This is a genomic window from Nocardioides eburneiflavus, assembly GCF_004785795.1.
Classification (GTDB): domain Bacteria; phylum Actinomycetota; class Actinomycetes; order Propionibacteriales; family Nocardioidaceae; genus Nocardioides; species Nocardioides eburneiflavus.
The window spans coordinates 4,469,075-4,483,697 of sequence record NZ_SRRO01000001.1 but is presented as its reverse complement, the minus strand read 5'-3'; the positions used below and the strand labels follow the sequence as shown (position 1 = coordinate 4,483,697).

General features: G+C 73.4%; 16 protein-coding genes. 8 read left to right on the top strand and 8 right to left on the bottom strand.

What is annotated here, in order from left to right; genetic code table 11:
• Positions 1 to 64: 64 nt before the first annotated feature.
• Both EXE59_RS21070 and EXE59_RS21065 read right to left on the bottom strand, forming a co-directional pair.
• The gene (locus tag EXE59_RS21070; RefSeq protein ID WP_135840648.1) at positions 65 to 1,300 is read right to left on the bottom strand and encodes an ornithine cyclodeaminase family domain; all 1,236 of its coding nucleotides are present in this window, start codon (positions 1,298 to 1,300) and stop codon (positions 65 to 67) included.
• Positions 1,301 to 1,373: 73 nt separating this feature from the next.
• Positions 1,374 to 1,832 carry a hypothetical protein gene (locus EXE59_RS21065; protein ID WP_135840647.1) on the bottom strand — a complete coding sequence of 153 codons (459 nt, stop codon included), beginning with the start codon at positions 1,830 to 1,832 and terminating at the stop codon, positions 1,374 to 1,376.
• A gap of 101 nt (positions 1,833 to 1,933) precedes the next feature.
• Here EXE59_RS21065 and EXE59_RS21060 point away from each other — a divergent pair, with 101 nt between their 5' ends.
• From EXE59_RS21060 to EXE59_RS21040, 5 genes are read left to right on the top strand one after another with little or no spacing between them, the layout of a single operon-like run.
• A complete protein-coding gene (locus tag EXE59_RS21060; protein ID WP_246056968.1) occupies positions 1,934 to 2,746 on the top strand; it encodes an alpha/beta hydrolase in 813 nt (270 codons plus the stop codon).
• Between the two features lie 9 nt (positions 2,747 to 2,755).
• The gene (locus EXE59_RS21055; protein ID WP_135840646.1) at positions 2,756 to 3,523 is read left to right on the top strand and encodes a lysophospholipid acyltransferase family protein; all 768 of its coding nucleotides are present in this window, start codon (positions 2,756 to 2,758) and stop codon (positions 3,521 to 3,523) included.
• Positions 3,520 to 4,668 carry a MacS family sensor histidine kinase gene (macS, locus tag EXE59_RS21050; RefSeq protein WP_342777234.1) on the top strand — a complete coding sequence of 383 codons (1,149 nt, stop codon included), beginning with the start codon at positions 3,520 to 3,522 and terminating at the stop codon, positions 4,666 to 4,668. The genes EXE59_RS21055 and macS overlap by 4 nt, the downstream gene beginning before the upstream one ends.
• 4 nt (positions 4,669 to 4,672) lie before the next feature.
• Entirely contained in the window at positions 4,673 to 5,197 is a 525-nt protein-coding gene (locus EXE59_RS21045; RefSeq protein WP_135840645.1) for a flavin reductase family protein, read from the top strand.
• A gap of 46 nt (positions 5,198 to 5,243) precedes the next feature.
• Entirely contained in the window at positions 5,244 to 5,879 is a 636-nt protein-coding gene (locus EXE59_RS21040; protein WP_246056964.1) for a response regulator, read from the top strand.
• Between the two features lie 14 nt (positions 5,880 to 5,893).
• Here EXE59_RS21040 and EXE59_RS21035 read toward each other — a convergent pair whose 3' ends face one another.
• From EXE59_RS21035 to EXE59_RS21025, 3 genes are read right to left on the bottom strand one after another with little or no spacing between them, the layout of a single operon-like run.
• Complete coding sequence (locus tag EXE59_RS21035) at positions 5,894 to 6,769, bottom strand: hypothetical protein (protein ID WP_135840643.1); 876 nt, start codon at positions 6,767 to 6,769, stop codon at positions 5,894 to 5,896.
• Positions 6,766 to 7,389: a class F sortase gene (locus EXE59_RS21030; protein WP_168218625.1), complete on the bottom strand. Its 624-nt coding sequence runs from the start codon at positions 7,387 to 7,389 to the stop codon at positions 6,766 to 6,768. The genes EXE59_RS21035 and EXE59_RS21030 overlap by 4 nt, the downstream gene beginning before the upstream one ends.
• Before the next feature lie 26 nt (positions 7,390 to 7,415).
• Positions 7,416 to 8,276 carry a DUF4397 domain-containing protein gene (locus tag EXE59_RS21025; protein WP_135840641.1) on the bottom strand — a complete coding sequence of 287 codons (861 nt, stop codon included), beginning with the start codon at positions 8,274 to 8,276 and terminating at the stop codon, positions 7,416 to 7,418.
• 135 nt (positions 8,277 to 8,411) lie between these two features.
• Here EXE59_RS21025 and EXE59_RS21020 point away from each other — a divergent pair, with 135 nt between their 5' ends.
• Both EXE59_RS21020 and EXE59_RS21015 read left to right on the top strand, forming a co-directional pair.
• Complete coding sequence (locus tag EXE59_RS21020) at positions 8,412 to 8,858, top strand: GNAT family N-acetyltransferase (protein WP_135840640.1); 447 nt, start codon at positions 8,412 to 8,414, stop codon at positions 8,856 to 8,858.
• Between the two features lie 9 nt (positions 8,859 to 8,867).
• Positions 8,868 to 9,773 (top strand): coiled-coil domain-containing protein, encoded by a 906-nt coding sequence (locus EXE59_RS21015; protein WP_135840639.1) that lies wholly within the window; start codon positions 8,868 to 8,870, stop codon positions 9,771 to 9,773.
• On the opposite strand, the gene glpK is transcribed toward EXE59_RS21015, so the two are convergent.
• Together glpK and EXE59_RS21005 are read right to left on the bottom strand one after the other, a co-directional pair.
• Positions 9,770 to 11,239: a glycerol kinase GlpK gene (gene glpK, locus EXE59_RS21010; protein WP_135840638.1), complete on the bottom strand. Its 1,470-nt coding sequence runs from the start codon at positions 11,237 to 11,239 to the stop codon at positions 9,770 to 9,772. The genes EXE59_RS21015 and glpK overlap by 4 nt on opposite strands.
• Positions 11,236 to 12,093 carry a DUF1028 domain-containing protein gene (locus EXE59_RS21005; protein WP_135840637.1) on the bottom strand — a complete coding sequence of 286 codons (858 nt, stop codon included), beginning with the start codon at positions 12,091 to 12,093 and terminating at the stop codon, positions 11,236 to 11,238. The genes glpK and EXE59_RS21005 overlap by 4 nt, the downstream gene beginning before the upstream one ends.
• Before the next feature lie 54 nt (positions 12,094 to 12,147).
• On the opposite strand from EXE59_RS21005, the gene EXE59_RS21000 reads away from it, so the two are divergent.
• The gene (locus EXE59_RS21000) at positions 12,148 to 13,398 is read left to right on the top strand and encodes an MFS transporter (protein WP_210429088.1); all 1,251 of its coding nucleotides are present in this window, start codon (positions 12,148 to 12,150) and stop codon (positions 13,396 to 13,398) included.
• Between the two features lie 13 nt (positions 13,399 to 13,411).
• On the opposite strand, the gene EXE59_RS20995 is transcribed toward EXE59_RS21000, so the two are convergent.
• The gene (locus EXE59_RS20995) at positions 13,412 to 14,608 is read right to left on the bottom strand and encodes a pyrophosphate--fructose-6-phosphate 1-phosphotransferase (protein WP_135840636.1); all 1,197 of its coding nucleotides are present in this window, start codon (positions 14,606 to 14,608) and stop codon (positions 13,412 to 13,414) included.
• Positions 14,609 to 14,623 lie beyond the last annotated feature (15 nt).

Sequence of the window (14,623 nt, the reverse complement as noted above, 5' to 3'; positions counted from 1 at the left end):
CGCCCGCTCGTCGATCGCGCCGCAACGAGGTTAGTCAGAATGACAGGGATGCGTGGGCGAACGCTCAGGTCCGCCGGTAGTCCGCGACCAGCTCCAGCGCGAGCTGCTCGAGGAAGAGGCCCACGTCGGTGACGATGCCGCGCCCGAGGCTGGTCCCGCGGTCGGCGACCCGGGTGACCATGGCCGGGTTGATGTCCACGCACACGACGGGGACGGTGGCCGGCAGGATGTTGCTGGTGGCGACCGAGTAGAGCTGCGTGGCGAGCATCAGGCAGTAGCCGACGTCGCGGATCTCGGCACGCATCGCGCGCTGACCCTCGACCACGTCGGTGTGGACGTCGGGCAGCGGGCCCTCGTCGCGGACCGAGCCGACCAGCACGAAGCGGCTCCCGCAGGTGGCGAGCGCGTGCATCAGGCCCCTCGTCAGGACGCCCTGGGCAACCGCTGCCTCGATCGAGCCGGCCCGTCGGATCGTGTTGACCGCGCGGACCTGGTGCTCGTGACCGTGCTCGTGACCGTGGGGGGACACGTCGGCGGCGCGGTCCCTGCCGTAGAAGGCGGCCTCGATGTCGTAGGTCGCCAGCGCGTTGCCGGCGAACAGCACGTCGACCCACCCTGCCCGGACGAGCGCCACCATCGCGGGCGCGGCGCCGGCGTGGACCACGCCGGGGCCGGCGACCCAGAGCAGTCGCTTGCCGTCGGCGCGGGCCTGCCGCATGCCGTCGGCCACCTGGCGTACGAGCACTGCCTGCGGACGGTCCGGCACGGCCCCGCTGTCCCAGAGGTCGAGCGGGTCCGCAGCGGAGTCGGCGGTCGGCACCGAGACCCGTACGCCGGCCGCGCCGACGACGATCCGCATGCCGGCGCGCACGTCGGACAGGGGGACCGTACGGACCCGGGTCGCACCGGCGACGACGTCGACCACCAGGCCGCAGTCCATCTCGGGGTTCTCGACGTCGTGCCACCCGCCGTCGACGTGCACGTGCGTGGCGAGGTTGGTGGTGGCGTAGAAGTCCTCGGGCAGCACGCCGTCCACCTCGGCCGTGGCGAGGACCGCGTCACCCGCGGAGACCTGGTTGACCCCGCGTGTCTGGAGGCGCATGAGCAGCCGCTGGAGGGACGAGTCGTCGGCCGCCTCGACGGTGATCCGGGCACTGCTCGGGTCGTGCGCGTCGTGGCCGACGTCGAGCTGCTCGATGACGTAGTCGCCGCCGAAGTCGCGGATGTCGTCGAGGACACGCGACAGGATCCCGCTGTCCATCAAGTGCCCCGTGACCTCGACGGTCTCCTGTGGCCCCACCCCGACGACACTACGCCCGGGCCGGGTCTCGTGACAGGCGCGGCGCGGCTTCCTCGACCAGCGAAGGGCGGTGTCAGATGCGGGAGCCGTCGTCCCACGGATCGCGCGGCGACCGCGGCATCTCGCGGACCAGGTAGGCGAAGCCGCCGACGAACCAGCCGACGAGGGCCCAGCCGAGCAGGGGGGTGAAGTAGAGCGAGAACAGGCCGAGCACGAGCGCGAGGATCGGTGCCACGAACAGACCTGTCCACGCCAGGCCGCGCTGCCACGTGCGCGGGGTGGGGAACGGCGGGGCCGGGGGCGGGCGGAAGCGCTCGGCCTCGGCGATCGCCTGCTCGCGGCGCTCGACCGGGTCGTCGTCCTCGAGGTGGTCGGGCAGGTCGGTGGAGTCGGGCGCGTCGGCGTCCTGCTCCGCGGTCGCCGGTTCGTCGGCCGCGGGGGTGTCGTCGTCCAGCACCGGGCGCTCGCCGTAGTGCTCGACGATCTCGCGCCACGCCAGCTCGGTGCGGCTCTCGTCCTCCGGTCGGCTCACCCGGCCAACGGTAGCCGCCTGAGGTGAACAGGGGTTTCGAGACGGGCGCTGCGCGCCCTCCTCAACCAGCGGTGGGCCACCTACTGGTGCAGACTGTGCCCGTGAAGATCCCGTTCCGCGGCGCGCAGGCCGCGCCCCTCGATCCCACCCTGGTCGCCCCGATGTCGACGGCCGCGCAGCCCGAGCTCACCGGCGGGCGTCGCATCGGCGTCCTCGTGCAGCACGGGTTCACCGGCAACCCGGTGTCGATGCGCCCGTGGGCCGAGGACCTCGCGGCCCGCGGCTACGCCGTCGAGATGCCGCTGCTGCCCGGTCACGGCACCCGCTGGCAGGACCTCAACAAGGTCACCTGGGCCGACTGGGTGGCCACCGTCGAGGGTGCCCTCGAGAAGCTCACCGCCGAGAACGACGTGGTCGTGGCCGTCGGCCTCTCCATGGGTGGCGCGCTCTGCCTGCGGCTCGCGGCCGACCACGGCGAGGACCTCGCGGGCGTGGTGGTGGTCAATGCGGCCGTCGACACCCTGCGCAAGGACGTCAAGCTGCTGCCAGTGCTCAAGCACCTGGTGCCCGGCTTCCCCGGCATCGCCAACGACATCAAGAAGCCCGGGCAGGACGAGCACGGCTACCCGACGACGCCGCTGAAGGCGGCCGCGTCGATGTTCGCGGGCTATGCCGAGCTGCGCCGCGACCTGCCGAAGATCACCATCCCGGTGCTGTTCTTCCGCTCCGCGGAGGACCACGTCGTCGACATCTCCAGCTCGCGCGCGATCAACGCCAGCCTGTCCTCGAAGGACTTCGAGGAGCGCGTGCTCGAGGACAGCTACCACGTCGCCACGCTCGACAACGACGCCCCGCGGATCTTCGCGGAGTCCGCGGAGTTCATCGAGCGGGTCACCGCAGCCGGGCGGGGATAGGCTCGGCCCGTGCTCTATTGGTTCCTGAAGTGGATCGCCCTCGGGCCGGTGCTCCGCCTCGTCTTCCGGCCCAAGGCCTACGGTGTCGACCACGTGCCGGAGGAGGGTCCCGCGATCCTCGCGAGCAACCACCTCTCCTACGCCGACTGGCTCTTCATGCCGCTCACCCTCAACCGGCGGGTCACCTTCGTCGCCAAGGCGGAGTACTTCACCACGCCGGGCATCAAGGGGTGGTTCCAGAAGAAGTTCTTCACCGGCGCCGGCCAGGTGCCGATCGACCGCTCGGGCGCCAACGCCGCCGAGGGTGCGATGAGGTCGGCGATGAAGATCCTCGCCCAGGGGGACCTGTTCGGGATCTACCCCGAGGGCACCCGCTCGCACGACGGCAGGCTCTACCGCGGCAAGACCGGCGTCGCGCGCCTCGCGCTCGAGACCGGCGCCCCGGTCATCCCGTGCGCGGTCGTCGGCACCGACGTCGTGGCGCCCACCGGCAAGGTCTACGGCACCTGGACGCGGCCGGTCGTACGCTTCGGCAAGCCGCTCGACTTCTCGCGATACGCCGGCATGGAGAACGACCGCTACATCCTCCGCTCGATCACCGACGAGATCATGTACGAGATCATGCGCCTCTCCGGCCAGGAGTACGTCGACCTCTACGCCAGCAAGGCCAAGGAGCTCGACAAGGAGAAGGCCAGGCAGGCCGAGCGTGACAAGGCCGAGCGCCACAAGGCCGAAGGCGACAAGGCCGCGGACGGGCCGGAGCAGAAGGCGTCCTGAACGCCCACCCTCTGGCGCCCGGACCGCGCGCCGACTCCGCGCTCGCCGTCGAGGACCGCCTCTACTCCGCGCTCGCCATCGTCCGGGTGGTCGTCACGATCAACATGGTGGGTCTCAACGCCTATCGCCGGGACAACTTCGAGCACCCCACCGTCGGCCTGCTCGTCGTCGTGGCCCTCGCCGTCTGGACGGCCGCGGCGACCTGGCTCTACCGCGACCGGGCGCGGCGCACCCCCGTGCTGCTGGTGGCCGACCTCGCGGTGGTGCTCGCGGCCCTGGCGGTCACGCCGTGGGTGAAGTCGCCCGACTTCAACGCGACCGTCCCCGGGTTCTACGTGATGGGTGCCTTCTTCGCCTGGGCCATCCACTGGCACTGGCGCGGAGGCCTGGTCGCCTCCGTGCTGATCGCGACGTTCGACCTGCTGCCGCGCTCGGAGGTCGACCAGGCCAACTACGGCAACACGTTCCTCATCCTCATCGGCGGACCGGTCGTCGGCTTCCTGTGCGAGTCGCTGCAGCGGATGGCGCGCGAGCGTGACGCTGCCGAGCGCGCAGCGGCCGCAGCGGACGAACGTACGCGCCTGGCCCGCGCGGTCCACGACGGCGTGCTCCAGGTGCTGGCGATGGTGCAGCGCCAGGGTTCAGCGGCCGGAGGCGAGTGGGCCGAGCTCGGCCGCCTCGCGGGCGAGCAGGAGCGCGGCCTGCGCTCGCTGATCCGGCAGCAGGACACGGTGCCGACGGAGTCCGGGGGACTGGTCGACCTGACCGGTGCCCTGGAGGCGATGGCCACCGCCCACCCCGTACGCGTCGAGGTCGCGACGCCCGGCGGCGCCGTGCTCGTCGGTGAGCACCTCGCGACCGAGACCATCGCCGCGGTCCGGGCCTGCCTGGACAACGTGCTGGCCCACGCCGGGCCGGATGCCGCCGCGTGGGTGCTCGCCCAGGCCGGTCCCGACGCGGTCACGATCTCGGTGCGCGACGACGGCCCCGGCATCCCCGCCGGCCGGCTCGACGCCGCCGCGTCCGAGGGGAGGCTCGGTGTCGCCTCCTCGATCCGTGGTCGCATCGAGGAGCTGGGCGGCACCGCCGCTGTCGAGAGCGGCGAGTGGGGGACCGAGTGGGACCTCACGGTGCCGTTAGCGTGACCCGGTGACGATCCACAGCAGCCACCCGTTCCCCACCCCCGACGACCCCGTACGCCGCCTGCGCGGACGGCTCGGCGGCGCGGTCTCGCTGTGGACGGCCGGGTCGGCCGACGACCCGACCGGACCGTCGGGGCTCACGGTGTCGTCGCTGCTGGTCGCCGGCGGCGAGCCGGGCCGGGTCCTCGGGCTCCTCGACCCGGACGCCGACCTCACCGAGGCGCTGCTCGAGACCCGCCGCGGCGTCGTGCAGCTGCTGTCGTGGGGGCACCGCGACCTCGCCGACGCCTTCGCGGGGACCACCCCGGCCCCGGGCGGTCCGTGGCGTCTCGCCGACTGGGTGTCCACGGAGCACGGACCGCGGCTGGCGGAGGCCGCCGCGTGGGCCCTGGTCAGCGTCGAGTCGGACGTGGAGGTGGGCTGGTCGCGGCTGGTGACCTGCACCCTGGACGAGGTGGTCGTCGGCGACGATCCCGAGCCCCTGGTGCACCGGCGCGGACGCTACTCCACCCCGACGGGTGGAGGGGTCTAGTCTTCCCCCATCTCTTGGGAGGGGGTGCAGGGCCATGGTCAGGGTGATGGTGGTCGACGACCATCCGATGTGGCGCGACGCGGTCGAGCGCGACCTGCAGGCGGCCGGTCACGACGTCGTCGCGGTGGCGTCCAACGGGCGCGAGGCGATGGCACGGTTCCCCGCGGCGGCGCCGCAGGTCGTCGTGCTGGACCTCCAGCTGCCCGACCGCAGCGGGGTGCAGGTGACGAGCATGATGCTCGAGCACGACCCGACGGCCCGGGTGCTGATCCTCTCGGCCAGCGGCGAGCAGGCCGACGTGCTCGAGGCGATCAAGGCCGGAGCCACGGGCTACCTGGTCAAGTCGGCCTCCAGCGCCGAGCTCATCGACGCGGTCACCCGCGTCGCCGACGGTGACACGGTCTTCACGCCGGGCCTCGCCGGCCTCGTCCTGGGCGAGTTCCGTCGCATCGCCGACGGCCCCGCCGACGACCCGCGCGACCAGCTCACCGAGCGCGAGACCGAGATCCTCAAGATGGTCGCGACCGGCATGAGCTACAAGCAGATCGCGGCCCGCTTGGTGCTCTCGCACCGCACCGTGCAGAACCACGTCCAGAACACGCTGCGCAAGCTCCAGATGAACAACCGCGTCCAGCTGACCCGCTGGGCGATCGAGCACGGCCTCGACGAGGACCCCGCCTGACCGGCACGCGCCGGTCAGCCGAGGTTGAGCTGCGCCAGGACGCGGTCGTCGACCCGGTCGCCGCTGAGGTCGACCTGCCACTGGCCGTCCCCGCTGTCGCGCCCGCACGGCTCCGGCGACTCGTCGGACTGGCTGCTGCACGCGAGCGAGAGCACCTCGGGCCCGTGCACCACGCGCGTCTCGCGCTCGACCTTCGGTGCGTACGCCGTGTCGAGCGCCGTGGCCAGGGCGAGCGCCCGCCCCGCCACGGAGTCGCTGACCTGGACGACGCCCTCCAGCCGGTAGGCCACGAGGACGGTCGTGGACTCCTCGAAGGTGTACGTCGCGCCCGCCGCGGTGACCCGGTCGGGGCCGGCGGCGACGACGCCGTCGGCGACGACCTCGACCTGGTCGGCCGACACGTCATCGGCACCCGGGAGGTCCGGGAGCTCCAGGCCGAGCGCGGTCAGGGGCTCACGGGCGCGGATCCACTGGCGTACGACGAGGTCGCCGGCGGGCAGCACCCGCGTGTCGACGTACGCCTCGGCCGGCGCCAGTGCCCGCGGCGGGTCCGCCGGACCGCCCGCCCCGGGGTCAGCCGGGTCGTCGCGGAGTCCGGCCAGGAGGGCGTACGCGAGCACGCCGATGCCCACCAGCCACGCGACGGCGATGAGGACGACCTTGTCCCGGCGCTCGCGCGGCCCCGCGGGCTCCGGCCCCGGCTTCGGCATCGGCTTCGGCTTTGGCTCCCGGGGCGCGGCGACGGGGGGTGCGAGGGGCGGCGCCGGCTCGGGGAGTAGGTCCGCCTCCGGGGGCAGCGACTCCAGCTCCGGAGCGACCCGCGGGGTGGGCAGCTGCACCGGCGGCAGCACCGTGGGCAGGCGCCGCTGGTAGGGCTTCTTGGGGCTCACCGCTCCTCCGGACGTCCGAGCGGGACCGCCGTCACGACGGCGAGGTTCTGGTAGCCGCCGCGGAAGGCGACGTAGGGCGGGGCGCAGGTCACGAGCGTGAGCCGAGCCGGACCGGCCGCGTCGAAGAGCCACGAGTCGTCGACCAGGCTGCCCTGCGGCACGAGGCGGCGCGAGCGGACCCCGAAGGACTGACGCAGCCCCGCGGACTCCAGGAGCAGCCGGTCCCCGCGGTCGACCTCGAGCAGCTCGGCGAACGGACCCAGCCCCTGGGTGCGGGAGTCGACGTGCGCGGCGACCAGGACGGATCCGAACGGGTCTCCCAGCCGCGCCCCGCCCTCCCACCAGCCCGCGACGGCGACATCGGCCGGGACGTCGAGGAGCCCGGCCCGGGTGGTGCCGACGGCGCTGATGGCCACGGTCAGCCCGCTGGGCAGCGTCAGGCTCCGCGGCGGCTGTGCCTGCGCGACGGAGGGCGCACGCCGCGCCGGCGCGACCGGGGTCGCGCCGGCCGTGCCCGACGAGCTCTCGGCCGGCACCGGTGCGGGGGCAGCGCCCGACCCGGGCGACTCCGTCGGGGCGTCGGCGCAGCCTCCGAGGACGGCGAGCATCGCGGCAGCCACGGCGACTCCCGGCGCCCGGCCCGGACTCATCCCACCCGACGGCGTGCCGCGGTGTGGAGCCGGGCGATCGCGCCGATCCCGGCCACCACGGCTGCGAGGGCGAGCAGGCCGAGGAACACGGGCTCGCGCTGCTCGTCACCGCCGAAGGTGGTGACCGACGCGGAGGCCAGGCCGGCCGACCCGGTGTCGATCCGCTCCGGCGTGACGCTGCCGTCGGCACCGAGCGGCGAGGTGTGGGCGATGACGTTCATCGACCCGTCGCGCGGGTTGCCGTACGCATAGATCATCGACAGCGTGCTCGCCTCGAGGGTGACGTCGAGGGGGCCGAGGATCGGGTCCTCGGTGGTGCCGGACGGCAGCAGCGCCACCTCGATGGTCCCCTCCGGGACGTCGGCGTCGGCGTACTCGCCGTTGGCGATGTTCGTGAAGACCGTCTGGCCGTCGACCTGGACGTCGGCCGGTGCAACAGTCGCCGTGTGGGCCAGCAGCACGCGCGCCTTGCCGGGACCGATCGGCCCGTCGGGAGCGGCGTACGAGTGGACCACCGGGTCGCCGTCGACCTCGGCCGGCAGGTGCAGCACCACGTCGCTGGCCGCGCCCGCCCGTACGTCGAGTGTGGTGTCCACCTCCAGGCCGTCGCCGGTGAAGCCGATGTCGTGGGAGCCGGGCGACAGCTCGAAGGGGCCGAGCACGTCACCGACCCCGGAGCCGCCGGCGACCTCGCTGCCGTCGATGGACACGTCGACGATCGCGCCGGGCACGGCTTGGATGACGGTGACCCGGGCGGGCCGTGGGGCCTCCGACCCAGAGCTCGCCTGCGAGCTGGCGGTGCTCAGGCCGAGCACCGCGAGCAGCGCGGCCAGGCATGAGAGAACGAGTCGACGCATCTGCCTTCACCCCCCGCAAGTCGCCCTCTGGCACGGGGGCTGGCTCCACCAGAACAACCGGGGCGTGGGTGGCTCAACCCCGATATCGGGTACGCCCGGTGGGGCCGTACCCAGGCGGGGGTAGGTTGCCTCGGCATGGGGATCCTGTGGCGGGTGGCCACCGCCGTGGACGCCGCCGGGCTGCGCGACCTGGAGCGCGCTGCGAGCCGGGCGGGGCTCGCCCACGTGTTCGGCGAGCTGCCCTACCCGGACGACGACGTGCTCGCCCGGTGGGCGCTGCTGCTCGACGACCCGGAGGTCGTGGTCGAGGTGGTCGAGGACGGGCTCGGCCTCGTCGCGCTGGTGGCCCACGACGGTGCCACCCTTCGCCACCTCGCCGTCCGCCCCGACCACTGGGGCGCCGGGCTGGGGCGCGAGGCCTTCGCCCGCGCGGAGGCCGCGGGGGCGCGACGGCTGTGGGTGCTGGAGGCCAACGGGCGCGCGCGGCGGCTCTACGAGTCGCTGGGCTGGCGGCCGAGCGGCACCACCCAGGAGTGCCCGTGGCGCCCGTACCCGACCGAGCTCGAGTACGCGGCTCCCTAGGATCAGGGCATGCCCGACTCGAGGCCCGACCCGTTGCTGGAGATCGCCGACGACCTCTACGCGCTCCCGTTGGAGGACTTCACGCCGGCGCGCGACGCGCTGGCCAAGGAGCACAAGGCCGACAAGGAGCTCGCCGCCGCGATCAAGGGGCTGCGCAAGGCGTCGCTCGCGGCGTGGGTGGTGAACCTCCTCGTGCGGCGCGACCCCGACCAGGTCGACCAGGTGCTCGCCGTCGGCGAGGCGCTGCGCGACGCGCAGGAGAACCTCGACGCCACGCAGCTGCGCGAGTTCACCAAGCAGCGGCGCCAGCTGACCGCGTCGGTGACGACCGCCGCCCGGCGGATGGCCCGCGAGGAGGGCGTACGCACCACGCAGTCGGTCGCCGACCAGGTCGAGGCCACGCTCACGGCCGCGATGCTCGAGCCCGACGCGGCGCGGGCGGTGCGCAGCGGGCTGCTCGTGACGTCGCTGAGCGCAACCGGGCTCGGCGACCTCGACCTCACCGGCGCCGTCGCCGCACCGGAGGCGCTCGGCTTCACCGCGCGCGCCCGTCCGGTGGCGGCGCCCGACCCGACACAGCGACCCCAGCTCCACGTCGTGCCCGACCCGGACGCCGACCTCAAGGCGAGGAAGGCGGCCGACGAGCGGCTCGCCGAGGCCAGGGCGGTGCTCAAGGAGGCGGAGAAGGAGCACCGGGCGGCACGCCGGTCCGTCGAGAAGCTCCAGGCGCGGACGCTCCAGCTCCAGTCCGAGCTCGACGAGCTCCGCAGCCGGGTCGCCGCCCAGGAGGACGCGCTCGAGGAGGTCGACGACGAGCTCGGGGAGGCCGAGGCCGCGCGGACCGAGGCAGAGGAGGCCGTCGACGAGGCGAAGGCCGAGGTCGAGGCCGCGCGCGAGGCCCGGGACGGGCTCTAGTCCGCCCAGCCCTTCGAGCGCTCGACCGCCTTGCTCCAGAGGGCGTACGCCGCGTCGAGGGCCGCGCGGTCGCCCGCCGGCTCGAACCGGCGGTCCAGCGCCCAGGTGTCGCGCAGGTCGTCGGTGGAGGACCACGCGCCGGTGCCGAGGCCGGCCAGGAACGCGGCCCCGAGCGCGGTCGTCTCGACGATCTCGGGCCGCTCGACCGCGCGCCCGACCTGGTCGGCCTGGAACTGGCAGAGCAGGTCGTTGGCCGCGGCCCCGCCGTCCACGCGCAGCGTGGTGAGCTCGGGCAGGGTCTCGAGCACGTCGCGGACCTCGAACGCGATGGCCTCCAGCGTGGCGCGTACGAGGTGGGCGCGGGTGGTGCCGCGGGTGATGCCGATGATCGTGCCGCGCGCGTGGGGGTCCCAGTGCGGGGCGCCGAGGCCGGTCAGCGCCGGCACGAAGACGACGCCGTCGGTGTCCTCGACGGTCGCAGCGATGGCGGCGGTCTCGGCGGCGTTGCCGACGATCTGGAGCCCGTCGCGCAGCCACTGGACGGCGGCGCCGGTCACGAAGATCGCACCCTCGAGGGCGTAGGTCATCTCACCGTCGGGGGAGCGCCACGCGGCGGTCGAGAGCAGCCCGGCGTCGCTGCGCACGACCCGGCCGCCGGTGTTGGTGAGGATGAAGGAGCCGGTGCCGTAGGTGCACTTGGACTCGCCCTCCTCGAAGCAGGTCTGCCCGAACAGAGCGGACTGCTGGTCGCCCGCGATGCCGGCGATCGGCAGGGAGAGGCCGGCGAACGACGTCGGGTCGGAGACGGCGACCTCGCCCCAGTTGGGCACGAGGTCGGGCAGCGCGTCGCGCGGCACGCCGAAGAGCCCGCACAGCTCGTCGGACCAGTCGCCGGCCTCGAGGTCGAAGAGCAGGGTGCGGCAGGCGTTGGAGACGTCGGTGACGTGCCAGGTGCCGCGGGTCATCCGGGCGATGAGGTAGGAGTCGACGGTGCCCACGGCGTACCGGCCGGACTCGACCAGCGCCCAGGTGTGGGGCTCGTTCTCGGCCAGCCAGGTGAGCTTGGTGCCGGAGAAGTAGGGGTCGAGCCGCAGTCCGGTCAGCTCGGCGACGCGCTCCTCGTGGCCGTCCGCGCGCAGCCGGTCGCAGATGTCGGCCGTACGCCGGTCCTGCCACACGATGGCGCGACGCGGGGAGCCGAGCGTCTCGCGGTCCCACAGCACCACCGTCTCGCGCTGGTTGGTGATCCCGACCGCGGTGAGCTCGCCGGCGTCCACCTTGGTGAGCACCTCGCGGGTCGCCTCGAGCGTGGCCTGCCAGATCTCCTCGGCGGAGTGCTCCACCCATCCCGGCTGCGGGAAGTGCTGGCGGAACTCCTGGTAGCCCTTGGCCTCGATGCGGCCGTCGGGCGTGACCACGACCGCCGTCACGCCGGTCGTGCCGGCGTCGATCGCGAGGATGCTCATGCCGTTCCCTCCTGCCCCTCCTGCTCGCCCCGGATGATCGCGAGGATCCGGCGGTCGATCCACGGAGGTCGCACCCCCGGGCCGACCCGCATCTCGTAGTTCTCCGACCCCACCCACTCCCGGAAGCTGTCCTTGCCCTCGGCCTTGGCGAGCGACTCGAGCTCGATCATCAGCGCGTCGCCGACCGGCACCTGCTCCTCCGGCGTCGACGCCGTCAGGTAGAGCTCGTTGAGGTCGACGAGCCGGGCCAGCTCGGCGACGGGGTCGGTGTGGTCGTCGACGCGGAGGTCGACCGCGACGTCGTCGTTGCCGCCGTAGCCCGCTCCGTCGCGTACGACGAGCAGGGCCGCGCTCTGCCGGCCCCGGCTGTCGCCGCCGGCCTCGTCGCCAGCGGCGAGGGCGGCCAGGAGGCGGCGCTCCAACGACAGGGCGTCACCGCCCTGCCAGGCCCGCTCCATGGCCTCGACGACCTCGGGGCCGGTGAGGATGTTGCCCTGGATCGCGTAGCCGCCGCGGTCGCCGCTGCGGCCGGTGACCCCGCCCGCCCAGGCGAAGCACTCGGACCCCGTCCAGGTCGCGGCGTTGCCGTCGGAGTCGACGATCCCGGCCTGCCGGTGCTCGCGGCCCTCGTCCTCCTCGACCAGACGGTCGAGCGCGACCTGCGCGGTCGCGCCCTCGTCGAGGTGGGCCAGCCCGAGGTACTTCCAGGCGGTGTTGGCGTCGGCCTGGGTGGCGACCGCCCCCACCCCGGCCGCGGCCGCCGGCACGGCCGACCCGACGGCCAGGAACTTGGAGGCGACGGCGACCCCCCACGAATCGCCGTCGTCGGACCGGGCCACGATCGAGAAGGTCATGGCGGAAACATAGCCGGGGCCGGTGATGTCGGCCCGTGGTCCTAGTCTGGGCCGGTGCTGAGCCGCCTCGGATTCCCCCGCGTGGGCGAGCATCGCAGGTTCGTCGCGGCGATCGTGGCCGACACCGTCGGCAGCGGGTTGTTCATGCCGATCACGCTGCTCTACTTCCTCGCGATGACCGACCTGTCGCTGGTGCAGATCGGCACCGCCCTGTCGCTGTCAGCCGTGCTGACCATGCCGGGCGCCTTCGTCATCGGCAGTCTCGTCGACCGGTTCGGCCCGCGGAGGATGATGCTCGCGGGCAACCTCGTCCAGGCGGTCGGGATGGTCGCCTACCTGTGGGCCGACGCGCTGCTCGCCGTCGCGCTGTGGACCGCGCTGCTCAACATCGGCCGGCAGGCGTTCTGGGGCTCCTTCGGCAACGTGGTCACGGCGATCTCGGCGCCGGGGGAGCGCGAGGTGTGGTTCGGCTTCCTCCAGGCGGTGCGCAACCTCGGCTACTCCGTCGGGGGCGTGCTCGCGGGCATGGCGCTCCAGATCGGCACCGACCTCGCCTACGAGACGGTCGTGGTCGTCAACGCGGTGACCTTCGTCGTCGCCTTCGTGCTGCTGCTCGACGTGCCCGACCACCGGGCCGCGCACCCCGACGACGCCCCCGTCGAGGGCTGGGGCGTCGTCCTGCGCGACCGGGCCTACCTGCGCCTGGTGGTCGGCCAGTTCGGCTTCGTCGCCGGGATGATGGTGCTCAACTTCGCGCTGCCGGTCTACGTCGCCGAGACCATCGACCTGCCCGGGTGGGTGGTGGGGGCGATCTTCACCCTCAACACCGCGATGGTGGGGCTCGGCCAGGGCCTGGTCGTACGCCGGATGACCGGTCACGTCCGGGCGCGGATGATGGGCCTCGCCCAGGTCGTCTTCGTCGTCAGCTATGCCCTCTTCGTGCTGGCGGGGTGGCTGCCGGTCTGGCTGGCCGTCGCGGTCATGCTGGTCGGCGCTGCCGTCTACACCTTCGGCGAGCTCACCGGCGGGCCGGTCTTCAGCGCCACCGCGGCCGAGGCCGCGCCCGACCACCTCCGCGGCCGCTACCTCGGGCTGTTCCAGCTCAGCTGGGGCATCGGGGGAGCGGTCACGCCGGTGGCGTTCACGTGGCTGCTCGCCCACGGGGAGACGACCCTGTGGTGGGTGCTCGCGCTGGTCGCGGTGGCCAGCGGGGCGTACCTCCAGCGGCTGCCGCGGGTGCTGCCCGCAGCCGGGCTGCGGGTGACGGACCGGTCCGGGCAGGAGCCCGCTCCGGAGGCCGCCTGAGTGGTTGCCGGCCTCAGGCCTGGCCGATGCCCTCCAGCAGCTCGGTGAACCAGGCCTGGCTGTCGTCGAACGGCTTGTGGCCGGCGATCCGCTCGAACTCGATCGCGCGGAGCTCGTCGCCGCGGTCCTCGTCGTGGCCGATCACGCCCGGGCGGCCCTCGAGGGCCGAGGCGACGGCGAGCTCGGCCATCTCCTTGATGAGGGCGAGGTCGGTGTCGTTGGCCGGGGCCGAGCGGGAGAAGTAGCCCGACTTCTGCACCATCTTCTTCTCCGCGCCGATCGCCTCGGAGAACCGGTCGGCGAAGTAGCGGCCCGGGTTGATGGTGTCGATCTTGACGTGCCCGAACGGGTCGCGGCCCACTTCCTCACCGGCAGCCTCGAGGTCGGCGACGATGTCGTCGATGCCGGCGCCCTCGGCCAGGAAGATGTTGACGCACCCGATCTCGTCCATCACCGCGCGCAGCCGGGTCGCCTCGGCGGCGAGGTCGATGGCCCGCTCGGGGACGTACACCGCGTGGATGGCCCACGTGCGTCCGTCGAGGCCGATCCCGGGCAGCCACTCCTGCTCCGCGTGCCAGGCCATGTAGTCGCGGGCGGCCGCGGCGGTGAGCCAGCCGCTGGCGCGCCCCATCACCTCGTGGACGATCAGCATCCGCGGGTTGGAGCCGTGCTCGGCGAGCACGTTCTGGGCGAAGCGCGAGGCCTGCTCAGCGGCGGTCTGGGCCCCGAGGCTCTGCCGGATCGGGACGATGTCGTTGTCGATGGTCTTCGGCAGGCCGACGACGGTCAGCTCGGAGCCCTGGGTCGCGAGGTACGCCGCGAGGTCGGCCGCGGCAGTGTTGGTGTCGTCGCCGCCGATGGTGTGCAGCACGTCCACGCCGTCGGCCTGCAGGCGCGCGGCGGCCACCTCGAGCGCGGTCTGGTCCGCACCGATCAGGCCGCGCTTGCGGCAGTCCGCGTCGTTGGTCAGCTTGACCCGGCTGTTGCCGATCGGGCTCCCGCCGTAGCGGTGCAGCAGGGCCGCGCCGGCCCGCTCCTCGGCGCCGATGGCGACGCTGTTGCCGGTCAGCAGGCCGTGGTAGCCGTGCCGGTAGGCGATCAGCTCGATGTCGGGATCGGTGGCGTCGTAGGTCTCGATCAGGGCGCCCACGGCGGAGGAGAGGCAGGGGGCGTACCCGCCCGCGGTCAGGAGGGCTACACGCTTCGGCATGGGCAGCAGGGTAGT